Raw genomic sequence first — 22,247 nt, forward strand, 5'->3', positions numbered from 1 at the left:
GCCGGCACCCTCCCTCCCAGCCCCCCGTGCCGCGGCCAAGGCCGCTCCGGTCGCCGCACCGGCGCTGCGCGTGGCCAGCGACCGGCCGCCGCTCGATCCGCGCCTGACCTTCGATCGCTTCGTGGTCGACTCGTCGAACCGCGTCGCGTTCAACGCCGCACTGTCGCTGGCCGAGCCGGGCCCGCCGCGCTTTAGCCCGTTGTTCCTTCATGGCGGCACTGGGCAGGGCAAGACCCACCTGATGCATGCCATCGCCCATGCCTTTCTCGAGTCGCATCCCGAAGCGGTCGTGCTGTGCATGTCGGCCGAGCGGTTCATGTTCGATTTCGTCGCCGCGATGCGCGCGCGCGATACGCACAGCTTCAAGTCGCGGCTGCGCTCCGCCGATCTGCTGCTGATCGACGATCTTCAGTTCATCGCGGGCAAGGATTCGACCCAGGAAGAATTCTTCCACACGGTCAACGAACTGGTCGGTGCGGGCAAGCGGCTGGTCATCTCGGCCGATCGTTCGCCCCAGTCGCTCGATGGCGTGGAGCCGCGCATCATCGGTCGTCTGGGTGCTGGGCTGGTGGCCGACATCAAGGCGCCCGACCTGACGCTGCGCCGGACGATTCTGAACCGCAAGGTCGCCGATCTGCCCGAGATTCAGGTGCCGACGGATGTGCTGGACCTGCTGGCCTCGCGCATTCGCGGCAATATCCGCGAGTTGGAGGGCGCGCTGAACCGCGTCGTCGCCTATGCGCAACTGACCGGCGACAAGATCGACATGGAATTCGCCGTCGCCACGCTGGGTGAGGTGCTGCGCGGCGCACAGCGGCGGATCACCATCGATGAAATCCAGAAGCTGGTCAGCCGCCATTTCGAGCTGAAGCCGCTCGACCTGGTCTCGGCCCGCCGGGCCCGCGCGATCGCCCGCCCGCGCCAGATCGCCATGTATTTGGCCAAGCGCCTGACCACCCGCTCGCTGCCCGAGATCGGCCGCAAGTTCGGCGGGCGCGATCACTCGACCGTCATCTATGCGGTGCGCAAGATCGAGGAATTGCGCGATACCGACCGCGATATCGACAATGCGGTCCGGGTGCTGATGAAGGAACTGGAGGGCTGAGGCTCTCTTGCGCATTTCGGGGCGTGGGCTTCGACTTCGCTCAGCCTGAACGGCCGTTGAGGTAAGCCTGATTCCCTACTCCGTTCCGCCTGAGCGAAGTCGAAGGCCATGGACTGACGCACCGCCAAGATCGTCAACAACCTGATCGGGCGTGGGTGAGCGGACGTAGCGGATAACCCGGTCCTCAAGCCCCGTCAGCACGCCAACGATATTTGGTCGCACCGTTCGACGCCAGCGCCAGCAATGAACCAGAAATCCCCAGTCGAACCGTTCCGGGCATCCTTCGGCACTGTCTGGACGGATTTCTCCGCGGTACTTCGCAATACGCCAGAGAACGCGGGGGATGGTGAGACGGCGCGGAAGATCGAGCCAAATAATCCGATCGGCCCGCGCCAGGCGATCGCCGATTCCAGAGCCGTAGCGGGCATTGGCGCAATTGCCGTCGATCACCCATGCGGGCTTGGCAGCCAAGGCGGTTAGATCGGCGATCAATGCTTCGGTTGGACGGGGAGTCCAGCCCGGATCGTGGAAGAACATGTCTGTATGCCAGACCGGCAGTCCCAGCCGCTCACCCAATTGCCGGGCCAGCGTCGACTTGCCGCTGCCCGGCGGCCCCATCACCATGATCCGGGTGGGGACCTTAGTGATGGGGCCGGGGGGCATCAGATTTGCAGACCCATGGTCCGCTGCACATCGAGCAGCAGCGGCGCGGCGAGATCGCGCGCCTTCTCGGCCCCGCGTTTCAGGATACGCCCGACCTCGCCGCGATCGTCCAGCAACCGGGTCAGCCGCTCGCGGATCGGGCCCAGCGTGGCGACCGCCAGATCGGCCAGCTCGGGCTTGAACGCGCCAAAGCCCTGGCCTGCGAATTGCGCCAGCACATCGGCGGGCGCACGGTCGGCCAGCGCGGCATAGATGGTGATCAGGTTGCGCGCCTCGGCGCGGCCCTCCAGCCCCTCCATCGTGTCGGGCAGGACGTCCGCGTCGGTCTTGGCCTTGCGGAACTTCTCGGCGATCTGGTCATCACTGTCGATCAGCTTGACCAGCGACATTTCCGACGGGTTCGACTTGGACATCTTCGACGCACCGTCGCGCAAGCTCATAATGCGCGGCGCCGCCTTGCTGATGAACGGCTCGGGCAGGGTGAAGAGCTCGCGGCCATAGTCATTGTTGAACTTGGTCGCGATGTCGCGGGCCAGCTCCAGATGCTGCTTCTGGTCCTCGCCGACGGGGACGTGGGTCGCATTGTAGAGCAGCACGTCGGCGGCCATCAGCACCGGGTAATCGTACAACCCGACGCTGGCGCCCTCGCGGTTCTTGCCAGCCTTGTCCTTGAACTGGGTCATGCGGTTCAGCCAGCCGACGCGCGCGACGTTGTTCAGCAGCCAGCCGAGCTCGCTATGCTCCGGCACGCGGGTCTGGTTGAACAGGATCGAGCGTTCGGGGTCGATTCCGGCCGCGATCAGCGTCGCGGTCATCTCGATGGTGTTGGCCGCCATCGCCTCGGGCGCGATCCATTCGGTCAGGCCGTGCAGGTCGGCGATGAAGTACATCGTCTCGCCGCCCCGGGCCTGGATGTCGTCCTGCATCGCCACCCACTGCTTCACGGCACCCAGATAATTGCCGAGATGAAGGTTGCCTGTGGGCTTAATGCCGGAAACGACGCGCATGATGGTCCTCAACTGTTGCGGCGAACGAGCCGCTTGATGTCTCCGAGACGGAAGGCGCCCGTCACGAAGGTCGCGACCGCATAGACCAGCATCCCCGTCGCGACCAGCACGATGAGCGCGCCCCAGCGCTCGAGGTTGGTGCCGGTGACATAGGGCTGGAACCGTGCGTTGAGCAGCGCCATCGCCCCGCCCATCAGGAGGGCGGCGAGCAGCATCCGCCAGCTGCGCCGCCGCAACTGCGCGTCCGCCACGAAATGCCCGCGCCGCGCCAGCGTGCGATAGAGCAGCACCACATTGACCGTCGAGGCGATGGCGGTCGCCAGCGGCGGCCCCATATGGCCCAGCCACCAGATGAAGATCAGGTTCAGCCCCAGATTGACCAGCATCGACCAGGTCGCATAGCGCACCGGCGTCCGGGTATCGGCGCGTGCGTAATAGCCGGGCGTCAGCACCTTCACGAGGATATAGCTGGGCAGGCCGATCGAGAAGGCGGCGAGCGCCTGTGCGGTATAATAGCTGTTGGTCGCGGTGAACTTGCCATGTTCGAACAGCGCGGCGACGATCGGCTGGCCGCAGACGATCAGCGCGACGGTCGCGGGCAGGGTGAGCAGCAGCGCCAGCTCCATGCCCCGGTTCTGCGTCTCCATCGCCTCGACCTCCTTGCCCGCGCCCAGCAGACGCGAGACGGTGGGCAGGAGGACGGTGCCGAGGCCGATGCCGATCAGCCCGAGCGGCAACTGGTTCAGCCGGTCGGCGGCGTAGATATAGGATACCGACCCCTCGGGCAGGAAACGGGCGGCGAGGGCGGTCGAGATGACGAGGTTGATCTGCACCGCGCCCGCGCCGGCGGCGGCGGGCAGGATCAGCTTCATCAGCCGCTTCACGTCGTCATTGATCACCGGCCGCTTCAGCCGAAGCCGGACGCCCGCCCGGCGGCACGCCCACCACAGCCAGACAAACTGCAGGATGCCCGCCACCGTCACCGCGATCGCCTGGTTGCGGGCGGTCGCCATCGGATCATGCGTGTGGAAGAACAGCACGGCGACGATCAGCGTCAGGTTGAGCAGGATCGGTGCGGCCGCATTCACCCAGAAACGATGCAGCGAATTGAGGATGCCGCCCAGCAGCGACACCAGGCTGATGAACAGCAGATAGGGGAAGGTCAGGCGGTTGAGCAGGACGATATAGTCGAACTGCGCAGGCGTCCCCTTGCCGTAACCGAAGGTCTGGACCCAGGTGACCGGCCAGGCGGCCAGTTCGACCAGCGCGGTCATGACGATCAGCACCGGCAGCAGGACCGATAGCGCATTCTCGGCAAAGGCCAGGCCGTGCGCCAGGCCCGAGCCCTCCGCCGCCTTGTCCCCTTCGGCCACCTTGCGGTTGAACATCGGGATGAAGGCGGCGGAAAAGGCGCCCTCCGCGAAGAGGGCGCGGAACATGTTGGGGAGGCGAAACGCGATCTGGAACGCGTCGGAAGCGAAGTTCGCGCCCACGAAGCGGAAGAACAGCGAGTCGCGAACCAGACCAAGCACCCGGCTGGCCAGAGTCAGCCCGCCGACCGAGCCCAGTGCCTTGGTCAGGTTCATGTGTCAGCCGGGATCAGGCGTGGCCGGTTTCCGGGGTGTTCGGCTGGGCGGTGCCCGCCTGCGCCTCGGCCTGCTGCAGGTACAGCTGCGCGAAGTCGATCGGCTCCAGCATCAGCGGCGGGAAGCCGCCGTCGCGGACCGCATCGGCCAGCACGCGGCGGGCGAACGGGAACAGCAGGCGCGGCGCTTCGCCCAGCATGAAGGGCTGGATCTGGTCGACCGGCACATTGCGGAAGCCGAAGAGACCGGCATAGCTGAGGTCGACGATGAAGGCGGTCTTGCCCTCGGACTCGGCGCGAACCTCGATCTTCAGGGTCAGTTCGTGGACGTCCTCACCGACCTGCACGGCCGAGATGTTGAACTGCACGTCGATGCCGGGTGCGGTCTGCGCCTGATAGATGGCGGGCGCGTTCGGATTCTCGAACGACAGATCCTTCACATATTGCGAGATCATGCCGGCGGTGGGGGCCGTGTCGTCGCCCTCGGCGGTCGGCGCCTCGAAGCCCTGCGGCAAACCCTGTTCGTCCATCGTCAATACCTTCTTGCGTGAGATCAAGTGGGGATAGGGAACCGAAAGGGCGGGTCCGCGCGTTCGGCCATATGGCCGTTGCGCGTAGCAGCGGGCCGATACGGATTCAACCTTGCCCACCTGTTCCGGGCGGCCGGGTTTTCTTTGGTCGGCCATGCGCCTATATCGGCCCTGATAGTGAAAGGCGCTTGTGTTGTTATTCTACGTCGTCCTCCTCGCCATGGTTGCGCTCTTCCTCGCGCTGAGGCTCTACAGCGTGCTGGGCAAGCGGACCGGTCATGAACAACAGCCGCTGGCGCGCAGCGCCGACGATCGACCGCTGCCTGTCACATTGCCGCGTGCACCCGAACCCGCGCAGGCGGCGACGCCAGTGGTGAACCGCAACATCGACCCGCAGGCCGAACAGGGCCTGCGCGCGGTGATCGCGGGCGAGCCGGGCTTCGACGTGGCGCAGTTCCTGAACGGTGCGCAGAGCGCCTATCGCATGACGCTGGAAGCCTTTTGGAAGGGTGACGAGGACATGCTGGCCGATCTGGTCGAAGCCGACGTGCTGGCCGCGTTCTCCGAGGCGATCGAGCAGCGGCGTGAGGCCGGGCAGACGCTCGACAACCGCCTGATCCGGGTCGACAGCGCCAAGATCGTCGACGCGCAAGTGCAGGGCCGCGAGGCGCGCATCACCGTGCGTTTCGATGCCGATATAGCCGCCGTCACGCGCGATGCAGACGGCAATGTCATTGCCGGTTCGCTGAGCGATGCTGTCGAGACGCACGACGTCTGGACCTTCGCCCGGATGCTGAAGAGCGGCGATCCGAACTGGAAGCTCGTCGACACCGACGAAGCTTGAGCCGGTCTGACGGGGGAGTGCGCGCGATGAGGGGGTATCGCATCGCGACCATGGTCGCGCTTTCGGTCGGTCTGTCCGCTTGCGCGGGACGGATCGTTCCGCCGGGCGCTGTAGAGTATCCGTCCGGTCCGCGGAACCAGGCGCCCCGTCCGGAGCCGCGCCCACGTCCCGGCCATTCGGCCGCGCAACCCGTCGGCCCGACCGTTTCGCGTGTGCCGAACGGCCCTGTCCGCATCGTCCCCGCAACGCCCTTGCCCCCGACGCCGGTGGTGGGGGTGGCTGGCGCGGCCACGGCGGCACAGGCGGGCATCATCGCTGGACCGCCGGTCGCCTCGCTGCCGATGACCGAGGATCAGGCGGAAGCCGCGCGGGCGGCCTTTGCCTTGTCCTGCCCCGGTCTGATGCGCCGCACCGATGCCAGCGGCCTGACGCAAGGGGCCGACTGGCAGGCTGCCTGCCAAGCCGCCGCCATCGTGCCGCGCGGGGGTGCCCGCGATTTCTTCGCGCGTTATTTCGAAGCGGTGCAGGTCGGCGACGGCCGTTCGCTCGCGACCGGCTATTATGAGCCCGAAATTGCGGGCTCGCGTGAGCGGCGCTCGGGCTATGAGGTGCCGATCTATGCCCGGCCGCGCGACCTGATCGATGTCGATCTGGGTGCCTTCACGGCCGACCTGAAGGGCAAGAAGATACGCGGCAAGGTGCAGGGCACCAACCTCGTCCCTTATGACGACCGGACCGCGATCGAGCAGGGATCGCTGGAGGGGCGGGCGCCGATCCTGGCCTGGGGGGCGGACCCGGTCGAAGTGTTCTTCCTGCAGATCCAGGGTTCGGGGCGTCTGCGGCTGCCCGACGGCGGCATCATGCGGATCGGCTATGATACGCAGAACGGCCGCGACTATACCGGCATCGGCGCGCTGATGAAGGCGCGCGGGCTGCTGGGGCCGGGCCAGACCTCGATGCAGGGGATCGTCGCCTGGCTGCACGACCATCCCGAGGAAGGCCGCGCGATCATGCGCGAGAATAAGAGCTTCGTCTTCTTCCGCGAGCTGAACGGTGCGCCGCAGGGGGCGATGGGCTATGCGGTGACCGGGCAGGTCAGCGTGGCGGCGGACCCCAAATTCGTGCCGCTGGGCGCGCCGGTCTTCCTGTCGATGGACCGGCAGGATGCGACCGGTCTGTGGGTCGCGCAGGATACCGGCGGCGCGATCAAGGGCTCCAACCGCTTCGACACCTTCTGGGGCGCCGGCGATACGGCGCGGGCCGTCGCTGGCGGCATGTCGGCGCGCGGCACCGCCTTCCTGCTGCTGCCGGTCGGGACGCTGGCGCGCGCCGGGGTTGCCGCTCCTGTCGGGACAGTCGGTGCGTTCCCTCAACGCTGACGAAGCGCAGCTCTGGGCGCGGGTGATGGAGACGGTGCGTCCTTTACGCGCCGCCGTCGTCCCCGCCCGACCCGCACCGCCGCCGCCCACGATGGAGGCGGTGTTCCAGGAAACGCCCGGCGCGCCCAAGGTGCGGGTGAAGGGCCGTGTACCGCCGCTCCGCCAGCCCGCGCCGCTGCCGTCCGCGCCGAAGAAGGGGCCGGGCGAGACGCTCGACGGCGGCTGGGACAAAAGGCTGTCGCGGGGCAGCGTGATGCCCGACAGCTCGCTCGATCTGCACGGCCATACGCTGGCCTCGGCCCATGCGCTGCTCGACCAGGGGCTGGGCCGCGCCATCGCGCGCGGCGACCGGGTGCTGTTGCTGGTGACCGGCAAGCCGCCGCGCCCGGAAAGTGAGCGGCCTCATGCGCGCGGTGCGATCCGCGCAGCAATCAGCGACTGGCTGGGCTCCTCGCGCCATGCCGATGCGATCGCGGCGATCCGTAATGCGCACCCGCGCCACGGCGGACAGGGCGCGCTCTATATCGTCTTCAGGCGCCCGCGCGAGCGATGACGCCCGCATAAATGCGGGTGAGAGCGTAAAGGTCCTCCACCGCCACCGCTTCGTCGACCTTGTGCATGGTCGCGTTCAGCAGCCCGAACTCGACCGTCGGGCATAGCTTCGACAGGAAACGGGCATCCGACGTGCCGCCGGTGGTGGATAGTTCGGGCTCGATCCCGGTCTCAGCGCGGATCGCATCGGCGATCATCGCGGAGAAGGGGCCGGGCTGGGTCAGGAACGCCTCACCGGAGATGCGGCCCATCACCTGCGCGGCGGGGGCGTGGGCCCGCGCGATGGCGGTGATCCGTTCGACCAGTGCTTCGCCGTTCTGCTGATCGTTGAAGCGGATCGACAGCCGTGCCTGCGCCGATCCGGGGATGACGTTGGTCGCCGGATTGCCGACATGCAGGTCGGTGATCTCGATATTCGACGGCTGGAACCAGGCATTGCCGGTGTCGAGCGTCACGCCCTCGATCTCCGCCAGCATCGCGACCAGGGGGGTGATCGGATTGTCCGCGAGGTGCGGATAGGCGACATGGCCCTGCCGCCCCGGCACTGTAATCCAGATATTGACCGAGCCGCGCCGCCCGATCTTCATCATGTCGCCCAGCCGGTGCGCCGAGGTGGGCTCACCGACCAGACACAGATCGGGAGCCACCCCAAGCTCGGCCATCCGGTCGATCAGCGCGCGGGTGCCATAGATGGCGGGGCCTTCCTCGTCGCCGGTGATGATCAGCGACAACGGGATGGTCGGATCGGTTGGGATCGCGGCCAAGAAGGCGGCGACCGCGCCCTTCATGTCGACCGCGCCTCGCCCGAAGAGCAGGCCGTCGCGCACCTCGCCCGAAAAGGGAGAGCCCTGCCACCCGTCGCCTGCGGGCACGACATCGACATGGCCCGCAAAGGCCAGATGCGTGCCCGTCCCGCCGCGTGTCGCCAGCAGGTTCTCGACCGGGCCGTCCGGTTCCTCGCCGACCGTGAAGCGATCGACGGTAAAGCCCAGCGGCATCAGCGCCGCCTCCAGCACGTCGAACACGGAGCCACGCGCAGGCGTGACGCTGTCGCTACGGATCAGGGCTTGGGCGAGGGCGAGGGCGTCGGTCATGGGCATCGCATAGGCAGCGGCCGGACGATCGGCAATCATGGGATTTACCGCATGCACGGACCCCATGCGCCCCGGCATCGTTCCTGCCCCCAGGCAACAGGAGCAAGACGATGAACGACCCCGATCCCAACGGCCACAAGGCGGGCAAGCGGCTGTTGCTGTGGCTGGTCATCGCACTGGGGATTGCGGGGGTGCTGCTCTATACCTTCACCTCGCGGGTCGCCGAACCGGCGGCCGACCAGCGCGCGCCGCTGAACGAAGTGCCCCCGGCGGCGCGGTGAGCCGGGCGGGGGGAGAGGCAAGAGTGTTCGCTCCGGCGGACCGGAGGTTTATTCGACCGGCTGCTCGAACCGCTCGATGACCCATTCCTCTTCCTGCGCGCTAGCAATCCAGTCCTGCATGAACGGATGGCGCAGCACCGCGTCCATATAGGGCACGGCGAAGCGCGCCACGGGCAGTTGATAGGTTACGATCCGCGTCACCACCGGCGCGAACATGATGTCCACCGCGCCGAACGCTCCGAACAGAAAGTCGCCGCCGCCGCCAAAGCGTGCGCGCGCCTGCGCCCACAGCTCCATGATCCGCTTCAGGTCCACGATCACGTCCTCGTCGGGGGTTTGGGCGGGATAGATTTGCCGGATATTCATGCTGTGCTTGCGGCGCAGCGCGACGAAGCTGGAGTGCATTTCCGCCGCCATCGACCGGGCCATGGCGCGTGCGGCATCATCCTCGGGCCAGAAACGGTCGCGCCCCACCTTGTCGGCCAGATAGTCAATAATGGCCAGGCTGTCCCAGACGACCGCCTCGCCGTCCCACAGGATCGGCACCTTGCCCGACGACGGCGCGAACTCCGCCCCCTCGCGGCGCTTGTCCCAATCCGAATCGTAGAGCGGCACGACCACCTCCTCAAACGAAAGTCCCGACTGCCGACAGGCGAGCCAGCCGCGTAGGGACCAGGAGGAATAGGCCTTGTTGCCGATGATGAGCTTCATGGACCAAGGGGTAACGGCCCCGCCGGGCGGCCGCAACCGAACAAAAAAAGGCCCGCCCGGGGAACCGGACAGGCCTTTCATAATCCGGGAAAAACGGACGTGGCGATCAGCCGATGGCTTCCAGCACCGCCGCGCGCAGTTCGGGAATGCCCATGCCGCCTTCGCTGGAGGTGGCTAGGATTTCCGGATGGGCCGCCGCACGCTTGCGCGCCTCCGCCTCGGTGCGCTCGATCACGGCGGCGAGTTCGGTCGCCTTCACCTTGTCCGCCTTGGTCAGGACGATGCGATAGCTGACCGCCGCCCGGTCGAGCATCTCCAGGATCTCACGATCCACTTCCTTGATGCCGTGACGCGAGTCGATCAGCACCAGCGCACGCTTCAGCGCCTGTCGCCCGCGCAGGAAGTCGTTCACCAGGAAGCGCCACTGCTTGACCATGTCCTTGGGCGCCTTGGCAAAGCCATAGCCCGGCATGTCGACCAGCCGCAGCGTCAGCGGCGTGCCGACGTCGAAGAAGTTCAGCTCCTGCGTCCGCCCGGGCGTGTTCGACGTGCGCGCCAGACCGTTGCGATTGGTCATCGCGTTCAGCAGCGACGACTTGCCGACGTTCGAGCGCCCCGCCACCGCGACTTCCGGGACGATCGGATCGGGCAGGAATTTCAGCGCGGGCGCGGACTTCAGGAAGGTGACCGGCCCGGCGAACAGCTTGCGCGCCGACTCGACCAGCTCCTCCGAAAAGCCTTTCGACTCCTCGGAGGGGGCAGGGGTGGGAAGCTCGCTCACTTGGCGACCGGCTGCTTCAGGCCCGGATGGCGGGCATAGAGCAGGCGCTGCTGCAGGATCGAGATGCAGTTGGTCGTGATCCAGTAGACCTGCAGGCCGACCGCGAACGGGGCCATCACGAACATCAGCACCCAGGGCAGGATCGCGAAGACCTGCTTCTGTGCATCATCCATCGGCTGCGGGTTCATCTTGAACTGGAAGTACATCGAGATGCCCAACAGGATCGGCACCACGCCGATCGCGATGAAGTGCGGCGGGACGAAGGGCAGCAGGCCGAACAGGTTGACCGGGGTCAACGGGTCGGGCGCGGACAGGTCCTTGATCCACAGGACGAAGGGCTGGTGCCGCATTTCGATCGTCAGCATCAGCACCTTGTAGAGCGAATAGAAGATCGGAATCTGGATCAGGGTCGGCAGACAGCCCGCCAGCGGATTGACCTTCTCCTGCTTGTAGAGGGCCATGACCTCCTGCTGCATGCGGACCTTGTCGTCCTTATAGCGCTCCTGCAGCGCCTTCATCTTGGGCTGCACCGCGCGCATCGCCGCCATCGAGGCGAACTGGCGCTGCGCGATCGGGAACATCAGCGCCCGGATGGTGACGGTCAGCAGAATGATCGCGACACCGAAGTTGCCGACCATGCGGAACAGCCAGTCGAGATAGTAGAAGATCGGCTTTTCGATGACGCGCAGATAACCCCAGTCCAGCGCGTAATCGAGCTTCGTCGCGCCTTCCTTGTCGGTATAGCGATCGAGCAGCGCCACTTCCTTGGCACCCGCAAAGAAGCGCGTGGTCTGGGTCACCTGCTTGCCCGGCGCCAGCGTTTGCGGCTGGAGCGTATAGTCGGCCTGATAGGTCTGGCCCGCACCCGCGCGGAACTGGCCGTCGAACGCCTTCGCCTGATCGGGGATTAGCGTCGCCAGCCAATATTTGTCGGTGAAGCCCAACCAGCCGCCGGTGGTGGTGAAGCGGGTCGGGGCCTTGTCCAGGTCCTTCCAGTTCGGACCATAATTGGCCGACCCGTTATTGACCGACATCGGACCGACATGGATCGTCCAAGTGTCGGGATCGGCCGAGATGCCACGATTGACATAGCCGTAAGCCGCGACCGGCACGGCCGCATTGCCACCGTTGGCCACCGTCTGCTGGACGGTGAACATGTAATCCTTGTCGACCGACAGGGTGATACGGAACTGCTGGCCGGTGGCGTTGGCGGCGGTCAGCGTGACCGGCTGGCCGGGGCGCAGCACCGGCGCGCTGGCGGTCCAGACGGCATCGGCGGCAGGCGGGTTCAGCCCGTCGGTGCGCCAGCCAAAGCCTGCAAAATAGGCACCCTCGGCACCCGCCGGCGACAACAGGCGGATCGGCGGCGAATTCTTGTCGACCGTCTGCTTATAGTCGAGCAGGACGAGATCATCGATCCGCGCGCCCTTCAGGTTGATCGAACCCTTCAGGCGCGGCGTGTCGATCGCCACGCGCGGCGTTTCGGCCAGCACGACCTTGCGGTCGCGAATCGCGGTGGGCGTCGTCGCGGTCGGATTGGCGGCCGGGTTCGTCACCGGCACCTGCTTGCCATCGACGATCTTGGTCGCGGGCGGGTTGCTCGGAAAGAACTTGCTCTGGATGAGCGGCCATCCGAACAGGATCAGCGCCGCGATCACCGCGAACACGACGAAATTCTTGCGGTCTTGGTTCACGTGGAAACCCCGTTAGTGTCAGGGGACCGGGTCGGGTCCGTGCCCGCCCCAGGGATGGCACCGCGCAATGCGCTTGAGCGCCAACCAGCCCCCTTTGACCGCGCCATAGCGGCCAATGGCCTGTATTGCATAGGCCGAACAGGAGGGTTGGTAGCGACAAGTGGGCGGCAGGATCAGCGAGGGGCCCAGCTGCCAGCCCCGCGCGAGCAGAATCAGGAGCCGGGCGATCACGGCCGCCCCGGCTCCTGTATCGATTCCTTGGGTGATTCGGGCCCGCGATGCGCGCCGCCCCGGGGCCCTCTGCCCTTGCCCCGTCCATGATGCACGCGCGGTTCGCGTGGTTTGTCATGGGGGGCGGTTTCGGGGGAGGCCGCGCGGGCGAGCGCCTTGGACAGCTCGGCGGTGAGCGCGGCATAGTCGCGCTCGATCCCGCCTTGCCGTCCGATCAGGACATGGTCGGCGCCCGCAACGCCCTTCACCGGCAAAAGATCGCGCGCGAGCGCCCGCAACCGGCGTTTCATCCGGTTGCGAACGACCGCGTTTCCGATCTTCTTGGTGACGGTGAAGCCCACGCGAATCGTCGGCTCACCGTCGTCACGTGGGCGCACCTGCAGCACGAAGCCGGGCATCGCCACACGTCGCCCGCCATTGGCCGCGAGGAAATCGCGGCGGCGGGTCAGCGTCGTGATTACGCCGACAGCTTCTTGCGACCGCGCGCGCGACGCGCCCGGATCACCGCACGGCCGCCCGGGGTCGCCATCCGCGCACGGAAGCCGTGACGGCGAGCGCGCACCAGGTTGCTGGGCTGAAAGGTCCGCTTCATCGTTCATTCCTTGGATACGTCTGAATAAAAACGGCCGCCACGAGGACGGCCTTGGTGGCATGCCGCTTACGCAAAGCGGGCTTTCAAGTCAATCATGTGAACGCAACCGACGAACGGCCATTCGGCTCTTGCGGGGCGACGCCATCCTTTGCAGGAAGCATAAGCGGGCAGGGGAGAGCCCGTACAGGGGGAATCTATGGCGACCATCGTCTCGACAGTGGCCTATCTGGGGCTGGAGGCGCGTGCCGTCGAAGTTCAGGTGCAGTTGATCGCCGGGCTGCCCGCCTTCAACCTGGTCGGGCTGGCCGACAAGGCGGTGGGCGAGAGCCGGGAACGGGTGCGCGCCGCCATCGCCGCCATGGGTCTGGCGCTGCCACCCAAGCGGATCGCGGTGAATCTGTCGCCCGCCGACCTGCCCAAGGAAGGATCGCATTTCGACCTGCCGATCGCGCTGGCGCTGTTGGCGGCGATGGGGGTGGTCGATGCCGAACTGCTCGCCGATCATGTGGTGGTGGGCGAACTGGCGCTCGACGGACGGATCGGACCGTCGCCGGGCGTGCTGCTGGCGGCGATCCATGCCGGGGCGCTCGACAAGGGGCTGATCTGTCCCGCCGCGCAAGGGGCCGAGGCCAGCTGGGCGGGCGGCGGTTCGGTGATCGCCGCGCCCGATTTGTTGTCGCTCATCAATCACCTGAAGGGCCACACGGTCCTGCCCTTGCCCGAAGGCGGCGTGGTCGAGGATGGCGCACCCGGTCCCGACCTGTCGCAGGTCAAGGGCCAGGAGAACGCCCGGCGCGCGCTGGAGATCGCGGCCGCTGGCGGGCACAATCTGTTGATGAGCGGCCCGCCGGGATCGGGCAAGTCGCTGATGGCGGCCTGCCTCCCCGGAATTTTGCCGCCGCTCGATGCGGTCGAGGCGCTGGAAGTCTCGATGGTCCAGTCGGTGGCGGGCACGTTGGCCGGGGGGCGGCTCACCCGAACGCGGCCGTTCCGTGCGCCTCATCATTCGGCGTCGATGGCGGCGCTGACCGGGGGCGGGCTGAAGGCGAAGCCGGGTGAGGTCAGCCTCGCGCATCTCGGCGTCCTGTTCCTCGACGAATTGCCCGAGTTTCAGCGCGCGGTACTCGATTCGCTGCGCCAGCCGCTGGAGACCGGCACGGTCAGCATCGCGCGCGCCAATGCGCATGTGACCTTTCCGGCGCGGGTGCAACTGGTCGCGGCGATGAACCCGTGCCGCTGTGGTCACCTCGGCGATGCGGCGCTGGCCTGCGCGCGTGCGCCGCGCTGTGCGGCGGATTATCAGGCGAAGATTTCCGGGCCGTTGCTCGACCGGATCGACTTGTCCGTGGAGGTCCAGCCGGTCCGCGCTATCGACCTGTTCGCCCCCGCCGCGGCCGAATCCTCGGCGGTGGTCGCGGCACGGGTCGCGGCCGCCCGGACGCGCCAGACCGAGCGTTATCGCGATGCGCCGGTGACGGTGCGCACCAATGCGGAGGCGGATGGCGCACTCCTCGAACGCTGGGCGACACCCGACGAGGCGGGCCGCGCGCTGCTGGCCGAAGCGGCGGAGCGGATGCGCCTGACCGCACGGGGGTACACCCGCGTGCTGCGCGTCGCACGGACCGTCGCCGACCTGGCAGGGGCGGAGGAGGTCGGGCGCATCCACGTGGCCGAGGCGCTGAGCTATCGACAGCGACCACCGGTGAACTGAGGGTGCGAGCCTTTGTCCGCTGGGTCAGTCCGCTCCTGTTAATGGTGGGAGGACCGCCGCTTTTTTGGTCGGTGATATTGTCGCTCGACCCCGTGGCCCTGGGGCTGCGCGGGCCGGCTGTCATTTACAGCCTGGTCGCGCTGGCCTTTCTGCCGGGCATTGTCGGTCTGCGGATGCTGCCGTGGCGGCGAAGCACCAAGTGGCTGATTCTGCCGTTTTACCTGGTGGGAATGGCCTTCGTGATGCTAAACCTGCTCTTGATCATCGTCTGCGTTGCGACCCATGATTGTCCGTGATCCGAACAATCCCCGCTTGCGCAGGCCGTCACCCTCGTCTAGCAGCGCCTCTTCGCTGCCCCTGTGGCGAAATTGGTAGACGCATTCGACTCAAAATCGAACGCCGCAAGGCATGCTGGTTCGAGTCCGGCCAGGGGCACCACTTCCGGTCAAAACCCGGCACCGCGCTTTTCGTAAGGCATCGCACGGCCAGATCATCCGCCGACAGGGAGGGGAAGGCGGTCGATCAGTGCCATGTCGAACGACCGGGCGCGACGAACTGCGTAGCAGTATGGGCAGACCAAGGCTGCCTCAACGCTCGTCTCCATATCGATATAAAAATTTTATTCTGCCGTGGTGATGCCGGTCTTCGTGATCCTTTCTGCCTCGGCCGCCTCATCCTCCTGGTGAGGTCCATGTGGCTGGCCTCGATCCTTGCGATTCTCCGCTCCTGACGCTGCGAGCAGCAGGGCTGGCGGGATCGCCGAGATCGGGCAGGCGACCTGGTCAAAATCGAGGAATCCAGCTGCCAACAGGCGCCGAGACGGCAGGCAGGAGGCAGGGGCGCGGAGATGCCTTCAGAACGAAAATTCGCAGCCCATGGCTGCGCTCCATGTGCATTGTGACTGAAAAGACACGATGAGTGGCAATTATGACCTTTTTAGCGTCAGCATGGTTGCCATTCCGGCCTCAAAGCATTTTGAGGCATACATAAACCAAGATCATCAGGGAGTTAACATGACGCGGATGTCATTCGCGCATGGCGTTGCCGCCATCGCCATTGCGGTTTTCAGTCTCACCGGTGCGGCACAGGCGCAGCAGACGGCGCCTGCGACGACCCCGGCCGATGGCAATGTGCCCGGCCAGGACTCGCAGCCCGGCGCGGTCGAGGATAGCAGCAATGCCGGACAGTCGGGTGACGTGGTCGTCACCGGTTCGCGCATCCGTCGTCAGGATTTCTCGACGCCCAGCCCGATCGTCACGCTCGACGCCAAGACGTTCGAGGCGCAGGGCACGACCAACGTCACCGACTTCCTTCGTGCCTATCCGGCATTGGTCGGCTCGGGCGGTTCGTCCAACAACTCGGGCGATCGCGCAGGGATTGGTGAGACCGGCCTGAACACGCTCGACCTGCGCAATTTGGGGCGTCAGCGTACGCTGACCCTGGTCGACGGACGTCGCCACGTCTCGGGTATTCCGGGCGAGCAGGCGGTCGACATCAACACCATTCCGACCGACCTGATCGAGGGCGTCGACATCCTGACCGGCGGCGCGTCGGCGGTTTACGGCGCGGACGGTGTTTCGGGTGTCGTCAATTTCCGCCTGAAGCAGAATTTCGACGGACTGACCGTTCGGGGCCAGGCGGGTATTTCGGATCGCGGGGATTCGGGCCAGCGGCTGGTCGCGGTCACCGGCGGTCGCAACTTCGCGGACGGTCGCGGCAACGTCGCGCTCGCCTATCAATATTCGATGGACGACCGGCTGCAGGCCAAGCAGCGCCCGCAGTTCGGCCAGTACAACTTGCCGGTCTTTACCCGGAACCCGAACGGCACCGTGCCTGCGCGCGTGCCGATCACCGATGCGCGCTACTATGGCAGCTCGCCCGAAGGCGCGGTCGATGTCGATGGCGACGGCGTGCCCGATTTCACCGGCACCGGTGCGGTCTATGACAACGGCGTGGCCTATCCCGGCGGCTATTCGGTGGGCGGGTCGAGCACGCCGGTGGCGCGCTATCTGAACGATCTTCAGCCGAGCATCGAACGGCATATCGCGAATTTCCTGGGTCATTACGATATCAGCGATACCGTGACCCTGTTCGGCGAAGCGAAATACGCGACGACCAAGTCGTTCTCGCTGGCGCAGCCGACCTTCGACTACAATCTGTTGATCCAGGGCGATAACCCCTATCTGCCCGCCAATATCCGTTCGGCGATCGACCCGACGATCGGCGGCGTGCTGGTCAGCCGCGACAATTTCGACCTGGGCATGAACGGCAACGGTCAGCGCGGCGAGAACATCAAGCGCGATACCTATCGCACGGTCATCGGCCTGCGCGGCGACCTGGAAGACAAGACGCATTACGAAGTGTCCTATGTCTTCGGCCGTACCGATGTGCGCAGCCAGTACACCAACGACATCTATTCGGACCGCTTCTTCGCCGCGCTGGACGCGGTGCGCGATCCTGCGACGGGGCAGATCACCTGCCGCGCCAATCTCGATCCCAACTGGACCCCGAACCAGCCCTATTCGAGCGGGCGTAAAGTCCTGCCGCGCACCACGTTCCAGCCGGGTCAGTGCCGTCCGATCAACATCCTGGGCGCGGGCCTGTCCGATCCGTCGGGCATCGCCTTCATCCTGGCACCGACCACGGACCGGTCGCGGATCGAGCAGCATGTCGTCTCCGCCTCGGTCAGCGGCGATTTCGAGAAGTTCTTCTCGCTGCCCGGCGGTCCGCTCGCTTATGCCTTTGGTGCCGAATATCGCAAGGAGATCAGCAGCTTCACGCCCGATCCGATCGAGCAGCAGGGCCTGACCTTCACCAACGCGCTCAGCGCGACGCGCGGATCGTTCGACGTGAAGGAGGTCTTTGCGGAACTGAACGCACCGATCGCCAAGAACATGCGCTTTGCGCATGACCTGGAACTGGGCGCAGCTATCCGCGTGTCGGATTACTCGACCATCGGCCGTGCCACGACGTGGAAGGTCGACGGCATGTACTCGCCGATCCGCGACATCACCTTCCGGGGCACTTATTCGGTCGCCATCCGCGCGCCCAATATCAGCGAGCTGTTCGGCGGCCGGTCGCAGACCTTTGCCTTCTTTACCGAAGATCCCTGCATTCCGGCGAACACGGGCAACGGCACCCAGTACCGTGCCGCCAACTGCCGCACCCTGCTGCAGGGTCTGGGGGCGAACCCGGCGACCTATAACGACACGCGGTCGTTTAACGTTTCCGGCACGTCGGGCGGCAATCCGCTGCTCCGTCAGGAAGAGGCCAATACCTGGACCGCGGGCCTCGTGCTGGCACCGCGCTTCATCCCCGGCCTCACGCTGTCGGCCGACTGGTATGACATCCGGCTGAAGAACGCGATCAACACGGTCACGCCAATCCAGCTGGCCCAGCTGTGCGTCGACTCGCCCACGCTGAACAACCAGTTCTGCGGCGCGATCACGCGGCAGAACGGCGCCGGTACGGGCACCGTCCAGGCGGGCAACGTCATCGGGTTCAACGTGGCGCCGCAGAATGTCGCTTCGTTCCAGACGGCAGGTCTGGATCTGAACCTGAACTGGCGTCTGCCGACCGCCAATATGGGTCTGTTCAACCTGCAGGTGAACGGCAACTATCTCGACAAGCTGCTGTTCATCGGCGTGCCGGGCGCACCCGTGACCGATTATCGCGGAACGGCTTTTTCGAGCGCGCCCAAATATCAGGTGACGTCGAACCTGTCCTGGGCCAAGGGCGTGTTGACCCTGAACTATGGTCTGCAGTGGTTCGACAAGACGTTGCGCTACACCCGCGAAACCTCGGGCAGCAATCCCGACTTCGTGGCGGCGCAATATTACTTCATCAAGCCGCGCTGGGTGCATAACATCTATGCCAGCGTCGACGCGACCGAGCGCTTCCAATTCTATGGCGGCGTCAGCAACCTGTTCGACCAGATGCCCGATGTGGGCCAGACCATCTATCCGACGACGGCGGTGGGCCGCTTCATGTTCGTCGGCGCGCGGGTCAAGATGTAAGATTGTCTATCGATCGGGTCCCACCGTCACCAGTGGGACCCGATCCTCTTTACGCCGTCGTAGGACACGAAACCTTGTCGTCATGCTTGGCCCGTCGGGCCGCTTGATCACGGCCAGCCGAGCCCCCGACAGCTTCGCCGATCAAAAGCAATGCGGGATCTTTCTCGCCGATGGTGCGGGTCAGGAAGCCGAGCGCGTCCAGGCGGCCGGTAATCAGCCTCTCGGACGGTAACGAGACATTGACCGCGACCATGACCGGCGTGGCCGGGGGCATTCCGGCGGCGACCAGTTGACGCGCGATTTCCGGCGCGGCGGCGCGGCCCATATAGACGGCAAGCGTCGCGTCGGGCGCGGCCAGCGCAGACCAGTCCAGCGACAGCGGCTCGCCCTCGCGAAGATGCGCGGTGACCAGGGTCAGGCGACGGGACAGGCCGCGCAGCGTTAGCGAAATCATGCCGGAGGCCGCCGCCGCGCTCGCGGCCGTGATGCCGGGACATATCCGCACGGTGATCCCGGCAGCGCGGCAGGCATCGATCTCTTCGGTCGAGCGGCCGAAGATCGACGGGTCGCCGCCCTTCAGGCGAACGACGCGGGCACCCGATCGCGCCGCGGTGACGATGAGTTCGTCGATCGTGCCCTGGTCTTTCGAATGGCGGCCGGATCGCTTGCCGACGCTCGAGCGCTCGACGCCTGCGGGGATCATCGCCAGGATATCGGGGCCGACCAGCGCGTCGTAGAAGACGATATCGGCCGCCGCGATCAGCCGCTCGGCCTTGCGGGTAAGCAGGTCGGGATCACCCGGCCCTGCGCCGACCAGCCACACCGAACCGGCGGCAAAATCATCCATGCGCATGGGCAGGCTCCTGTGTTTCGGCAAGCAGACGGGCAAGGGCGGGGCGGCACGATCCGCAATTGGTGCCTGCGCCCAGCGCCGCGCCGATCGCGGCGACGTCCGTCAGATGCTGGTCGCGGATCGCGGTGACGATGGTGCGCACGCCGATGTCCAAACAGGCGCAGACGATCGCGCCGCGTTCGACCACAGCACCAGGCGCTCGCCCGGCGAGGATGGTGGGGGCGATCTCGGTGGCGCTCAACTGGGCGATCAGCCAGTCGCGCGACGGAAGTTCGCCGCGCTCGGTCACAAACAGCACGGCGGCCAGGCGATCCTCGGCGATCACTGCGATGCGGCGCGATCCGCGGGCGGGGTCGGTCGCCTCGATCCGCTGTCCCCGGGGGAGAAGCGCGTCGAGCGTTCCGGGATCGCCGTCGCCCGCCACTTCCCATAGCCAGCCGCCGGGAATGGCCACTCGTGTCGCCCAGAGGCAGTCAGGGGTGGCCATGGCCTCGCCCGACAGGATGGCGAAGCCGTGCCAGCGCGTGGCGACGGCGGCGATGTTGGCGGGGGTGCGCTTGAAGCCGGGCTGGCCCGAATAAGGGTCAGTCAGCGGCCGGGGAAGCAGGCCGGTTCGCCCGCCGGTCGCCGTCTTGTCCGTCCAGTGGATGGGCACGAACAGCTCGCCCGGCCGTTGCCCTGCGCTGACCGCCACACGGTAGAGGCTCTCCCCCTTCGGTGTCGTAACGCGCGCCAGCCCGCCATCGGTCAGGCCCAGCCGAGCCGCGTCGTCGGCATGAAGCTCGACCAGCGGTTCCTCGCGGTGGCGCGCCAGCTTGGGGGCGAGGCCGGTGCGGGTCATGCTGTGCCAGTGATCGCGGTAGCGCCCGGTGTTGAGCGTCATCGGCCAGTCGCGCAAAGGCTCGGGGATCGGCTTCTGCATTACGGGGATCAGGCGGGCGCGGCCATCGGGCGTCGGGAAACGGCCATCGGCAAAGGGGGTGCCGCCCCAGCGGAAGGGCGCCATCGCGTCATAATCGGCATTGCCGTGGCTTGATCGCGCGGGAAGGGCGAAGAGACGCTGGCCCTCATTCTCATAGGTCGACAGGCGACAATGTTCGCGCCAGATTTCGGCCGGGCGATCATAGGCGAAGGCGGTTTTCCAGCCCATGCGGCGGCCCACCTCCTTGATGATCCACCAGTCGGGCCTGGTCTCGCCGGGCAGCGCAAAGAGCGCGCGCTGGCGGCTGATCGTGCGGTCGGAATTGGTGACGGTCCCGTCCTTCTCGCCCCAGGCGGCGGCGGGCAAGCGGACATGGGCGTGGGTCGAGCTGTCGGTCTCGGCCATCACATCGCTGACCACGACGAAGGGGCAGGCGGCCAGTGCCTCGCGCACCGCACCCGCATCGGGCATCGAGACGGCGGGGTTGGTCGCCATGATCCACAGCGCCTTGATCCGGCCCTGGCCCAGCTCGCGGAACAGGTCGACCGCCTTCAACCCCGGCTTGGGCGCGATGGTGGGGGAGGCCCAGAAACGCTGCACCCTGGCACGATTGTCGGGCGCGAAGTCCATATGCGCCGCCAGCGTCGAGGCAAGGCCACCCACTTCGCGCCCGCCCATCGCATTGGGCTGTCCGGTGATCGAGAAGGGGGCGGCGCCCGGCTTGCCGATCCGGCCGGTCGCGAGATGGAGGTTCAGGATCGCGTTCACCTGATCGGTGCCTGCGGTCGACTGGTTGATCCCCTGGCTGAACAGCGTGACGGTGCGCGGGGTGGCGGCGAAGAGTTCGTAGAAGCGGCGAAGGTCGGCGGGGGCCACGTCACAGGTCCTGGCGACCGACCAGAGATCGCTGCCCTCGTCCAGCGCGGTCCAGAAACCCTCAGGGACCGTGACCGATGCGGCGAGGAAGTCCTTATCCACCATGCCCGCCGCTTGCGCCCAGGCGAGTGCACCGTTCATCAGCGCCACGTCGCTGCCCGGGCGGATGGCGAGGTGAAGGTCGGCCTGTTCCGCCGTCTCGGTTCGGCGGGGGTCGATGACGACCAGCTTTGCGCCTGCATCGCATCTGGCACGGATACGCTGATAGACGATCGGGTGGCACCAAGCGGTGTTGCTGCCGACCAAGACGATCAGGTCGGCGGCGTCGATATCGTCGTAGCTGGCGGGCACGATGTCCTCGCCGAACGCGCGGCTATGACCCGCAACGGCGCTCGACATGCAGAGGCGCGAATTGGTGTCGATGTTCGCCGAGCCGATGAAGCCCTTCATCAGCTTGTTGGCGACATAATAATCCTCGGTCAGCAACTGGCCGGAGACGTAGAAGGCGACACTGTCGGGGCCATGCTGTGCGATGGTGTCGCGGAAGCGCTTGGCCACCAGGTCCAGCGCCTTATCCCACGTGGCGCGACGCTTGCCTATCATCGGCATGAGCAGGCGGCCGTCGAGGCTGACCGTCTCGCCGAGATGCGTACCCTTGGAACAGAGCCTGCCGCGATTGGCGGGGTGGTCTGGGTCGCCTTCGATCTTGACCGTCCGCTCGCCGGTGACGGTCGCACGGATGCCGCAGCCGACACCGCAATAGGCGCAGGTGGTACGGATCATATTTTGCCCCTCCCCTTCGGGGGAGGGGTTGGGGTGG

At 66.4% G+C, this 22,247-nt stretch carries 21 protein-coding genes and 1 tRNA gene; 9 read left to right on the top strand and 13 right to left on the bottom strand.

Going from position 1 to position 22,247, the window contains the following annotated elements:
- The coding region (gene dnaA, locus SB4_RS15160) for a chromosomal replication initiator protein DnaA (protein ID WP_058753236.1) at window positions 1–1,105 on the top strand (1,105 nt) is incomplete at its 5' end.
- 75 nt (window positions 1,106–1,180) lie between these two features.
- Here dnaA and SB4_RS19730 read toward each other — a convergent pair.
- From SB4_RS19730 to secB, 4 genes are read right to left on the bottom strand one after another with little or no spacing between them, the layout of a single operon-like run.
- Window positions 1,181–1,729 (bottom strand): P-loop NTPase family protein, encoded by a 549-nt coding sequence (locus SB4_RS19730; protein ID WP_153006254.1) that lies wholly within the window; start codon window positions 1,727–1,729, stop codon window positions 1,181–1,183.
- A gap of 38 nt (window positions 1,730–1,767) precedes the next feature.
- A complete protein-coding gene (trpS, locus tag SB4_RS15165) occupies window positions 1,768–2,775 on the bottom strand; it encodes a tryptophan--tRNA ligase (protein WP_058753237.1) in 1,008 nt (335 codons plus the stop codon).
- Between the two features lie 8 nt (window positions 2,776–2,783).
- Window positions 2,784–4,361, bottom strand: coding sequence for a murein biosynthesis integral membrane protein MurJ (gene murJ / locus SB4_RS15170; RefSeq protein WP_058753238.1), 1,578 nt, complete (start codon window positions 4,359–4,361; stop codon window positions 2,784–2,786).
- 13 nt (window positions 4,362–4,374) lie between these two features.
- Window positions 4,375–4,890 (bottom strand): protein-export chaperone SecB, encoded by a 516-nt coding sequence (gene secB / locus SB4_RS15175; protein WP_058753239.1) that lies wholly within the window; start codon window positions 4,888–4,890, stop codon window positions 4,375–4,377.
- 193 nt (window positions 4,891–5,083) lie between these two features.
- Here secB and SB4_RS15180 point away from each other — a divergent pair, with 193 nt between their 5' ends.
- The 3 genes from SB4_RS15180 to SB4_RS15190 are packed head-to-tail and all read left to right on the top strand — an operon-like array spanning window position 5,084 to window position 7,666.
- Complete coding sequence (locus SB4_RS15180; protein ID WP_153006255.1) at window positions 5,084–5,734, top strand: Tim44/TimA family putative adaptor protein; 651 nt, start codon at window positions 5,084–5,086, stop codon at window positions 5,732–5,734.
- Window positions 5,735–5,760: 26 nt separating this feature from the next.
- Window positions 5,761–7,113, top strand: coding sequence for a murein transglycosylase A (gene mltA / locus SB4_RS15185; protein WP_082670204.1), 1,353 nt, complete (start codon window positions 5,761–5,763; stop codon window positions 7,111–7,113).
- A gap of 25 nt (window positions 7,114–7,138) precedes the next feature.
- A complete protein-coding gene (locus tag SB4_RS15190; RefSeq protein ID WP_058753241.1) occupies window positions 7,139–7,666 on the top strand; it encodes a Smr/MutS family protein in 528 nt (175 codons plus the stop codon).
- On the opposite strand, the gene dapE is transcribed toward SB4_RS15190, so the two are convergent.
- Window positions 7,644–8,759 carry a succinyl-diaminopimelate desuccinylase gene (dapE, locus tag SB4_RS15195; protein ID WP_058753251.1) on the bottom strand — a complete coding sequence of 372 codons (1,116 nt, stop codon included), beginning with the start codon at window positions 8,757–8,759 and terminating at the stop codon, window positions 7,644–7,646. The two genes, SB4_RS15190 and dapE, sit on opposite strands and share 23 nt — an antisense overlap.
- A 110-nt stretch (window positions 8,760–8,869) precedes the next feature.
- Between dapE and SB4_RS20075 the strand changes: the two genes are divergently transcribed.
- Window positions 8,870–9,040: a hypothetical protein gene (locus SB4_RS20075; protein ID WP_156477643.1), complete on the top strand. Its 171-nt coding sequence runs from the start codon at window positions 8,870–8,872 to the stop codon at window positions 9,038–9,040.
- Window positions 9,041–9,088: 48 nt separating this feature from the next.
- Here SB4_RS20075 and SB4_RS15200 read toward each other — a convergent pair whose 3' ends face one another.
- From SB4_RS15200 to rpmH, 6 genes are all read right to left on the bottom strand, one after another.
- A complete protein-coding gene (locus SB4_RS15200; RefSeq protein WP_058753242.1) occupies window positions 9,089–9,751 on the bottom strand; it encodes a glutathione S-transferase in 663 nt (220 codons plus the stop codon).
- A 106-nt stretch (window positions 9,752–9,857) separates the two neighbouring features.
- A complete protein-coding gene (gene yihA / locus SB4_RS15205) occupies window positions 9,858–10,532 on the bottom strand; it encodes a ribosome biogenesis GTP-binding protein YihA/YsxC (RefSeq protein ID WP_058753243.1) in 675 nt (224 codons plus the stop codon).
- Complete coding sequence (yidC, locus tag SB4_RS15210; RefSeq protein ID WP_058753244.1) at window positions 10,529–12,226, bottom strand: membrane protein insertase YidC; 1,698 nt, start codon at window positions 12,224–12,226, stop codon at window positions 10,529–10,531. The genes yihA and yidC overlap by 4 nt, the downstream gene beginning before the upstream one ends.
- 18 nt (window positions 12,227–12,244) lie before the next feature.
- Entirely contained in the window at window positions 12,245–12,457 is a 213-nt protein-coding gene (gene yidD, locus SB4_RS15215; RefSeq protein WP_058718099.1) for a membrane protein insertion efficiency factor YidD, read from the bottom strand.
- Window positions 12,454–12,855 carry a ribonuclease P protein component gene (rnpA, locus tag SB4_RS15220; protein ID WP_058753245.1) on the bottom strand — a complete coding sequence of 134 codons (402 nt, stop codon included), beginning with the start codon at window positions 12,853–12,855 and terminating at the stop codon, window positions 12,454–12,456. Before rnpA ends, yidD begins: the two co-directional genes overlap by 4 nt.
- Before the next feature lie 59 nt (window positions 12,856–12,914).
- Window positions 12,915–13,049: a 50S ribosomal protein L34 gene (rpmH, locus tag SB4_RS15225; protein ID WP_007404632.1), complete on the bottom strand. Its 135-nt coding sequence runs from the start codon at window positions 13,047–13,049 to the stop codon at window positions 12,915–12,917.
- Window positions 13,050–13,245: 196 nt separating this feature from the next.
- Here rpmH and SB4_RS15230 point away from each other — a divergent pair, with 196 nt between their 5' ends.
- From SB4_RS15230 to SB4_RS15245, 4 genes are all read left to right on the top strand, one after another.
- Window positions 13,246–14,760, top strand: a complete 1,515-nt coding sequence (locus tag SB4_RS15230; RefSeq protein WP_058753246.1) for a YifB family Mg chelatase-like AAA ATPase — start codon at window positions 13,246–13,248, stop codon at window positions 14,758–14,760.
- Window positions 14,761–14,837: 77 nt separating this feature from the next.
- A complete protein-coding gene (locus tag SB4_RS15235; protein WP_058753247.1) occupies window positions 14,838–15,056 on the top strand; it encodes a hypothetical protein in 219 nt (72 codons plus the stop codon).
- Between the two features lie 57 nt (window positions 15,057–15,113).
- Window positions 15,114–15,198 (top strand) — tRNA-Leu (locus SB4_RS15240).
- A 575-nt stretch (window positions 15,199–15,773) separates the two neighbouring features.
- On the top strand, window positions 15,774–18,776 hold the full coding sequence (locus tag SB4_RS15245) for a TonB-dependent receptor plug domain-containing protein (protein WP_058753248.1): 3,003 nt from the start codon (window positions 15,774–15,776) through the stop codon (window positions 18,774–18,776).
- Window positions 18,777–18,825: 49 nt separating this feature from the next.
- On the opposite strand, the gene cobA is transcribed toward SB4_RS15245, so the two are convergent.
- Both cobA and SB4_RS15255 read right to left on the bottom strand, forming a co-directional pair.
- On the bottom strand, window positions 18,826–19,623 hold the full coding sequence (cobA, locus tag SB4_RS15250; protein WP_420893898.1) for a uroporphyrinogen-III C-methyltransferase: 798 nt from the start codon (window positions 19,621–19,623) through the stop codon (window positions 18,826–18,828).
- The gene (locus SB4_RS15255) at window positions 19,616–22,210 is read right to left on the bottom strand and encodes a nitrate reductase (protein ID WP_082670206.1); all 2,595 of its coding nucleotides are present in this window, start codon (window positions 22,208–22,210) and stop codon (window positions 19,616–19,618) included. Before SB4_RS15255 ends, cobA begins: the two co-directional genes overlap by 8 nt.
- Between the last annotated feature and the right edge of the window lie 37 nt (window positions 22,211–22,247).

The sequence above is a fragment of the Sphingomonas sanguinis genome (assembly GCF_001476905.1).
GTDB lineage: Bacteria > Pseudomonadota > Alphaproteobacteria > Sphingomonadales > Sphingomonadaceae > Sphingomonas > Sphingomonas sanguinis_B.

Coding starts and splice junctions, on each gene's coding strand:
- rnpA (WP_058753245.1), bottom strand. CDS start 12,855: ATGCCCGGCTTCGTGCTGCAGGTGCGCCCACGTGACGACGGTGAGCCG.
- SB4_RS19730 (WP_153006254.1), bottom strand. CDS start 1,729: ATGGTGATGGGGCCGCCGGGCAGCGGCAAGTCGACGCTGGCCCGGCAA.
- trpS (WP_058753237.1), bottom strand. CDS start 2,775: ATGCGCGTCGTTTCCGGCATTAAGCCCACAGGCAACCTTCATCTCGGC.
- SB4_RS20075 (WP_156477643.1), top strand. CDS start 8,870: ATGAACGACCCCGATCCCAACGGCCACAAGGCGGGCAAGCGGCTGTTG.
- SB4_RS15230 (WP_058753246.1), top strand. CDS start 13,246: ATGGCGACCATCGTCTCGACAGTGGCCTATCTGGGGCTGGAGGCGCGT.
- secB (WP_058753239.1), bottom strand. CDS start 4,890: ATGGACGAACAGGGTTTGCCGCAGGGCTTCGAGGCGCCGACCGCCGAG.
- mltA (WP_082670204.1), top strand. CDS start 5,761: ATGAGGGGGTATCGCATCGCGACCATGGTCGCGCTTTCGGTCGGTCTG.
- SB4_RS15245 (WP_058753248.1), top strand. CDS start 15,774: ATGACGCGGATGTCATTCGCGCATGGCGTTGCCGCCATCGCCATTGCG.
- SB4_RS15200 (WP_058753242.1), bottom strand. CDS start 9,751: ATGAAGCTCATCATCGGCAACAAGGCCTATTCCTCCTGGTCCCTACGC.
- SB4_RS15190 (WP_058753241.1), top strand. CDS start 7,139: ATGGAGACGGTGCGTCCTTTACGCGCCGCCGTCGTCCCCGCCCGACCC.
- SB4_RS15255 (WP_082670206.1), bottom strand. CDS start 22,210: ATGATCCGTACCACCTGCGCCTATTGCGGTGTCGGCTGCGGCATCCGT.
- rpmH (WP_007404632.1), bottom strand. CDS start 13,049: ATGAAGCGGACCTTTCAGCCCAGCAACCTGGTGCGCGCTCGCCGTCAC.
- murJ (WP_058753238.1), bottom strand. CDS start 4,361: ATGAACCTGACCAAGGCACTGGGCTCGGTCGGCGGGCTGACTCTGGCC.
- cobA (WP_420893898.1), bottom strand. CDS start 19,623: ATGGATGATTTTGCCGCCGGTTCGGTGTGGCTGGTCGGCGCAGGGCCG.
- dapE (WP_058753251.1), bottom strand. CDS start 8,759: ATGACCGACGCCCTCGCCCTCGCCCAAGCCCTGATCCGTAGCGACAGC.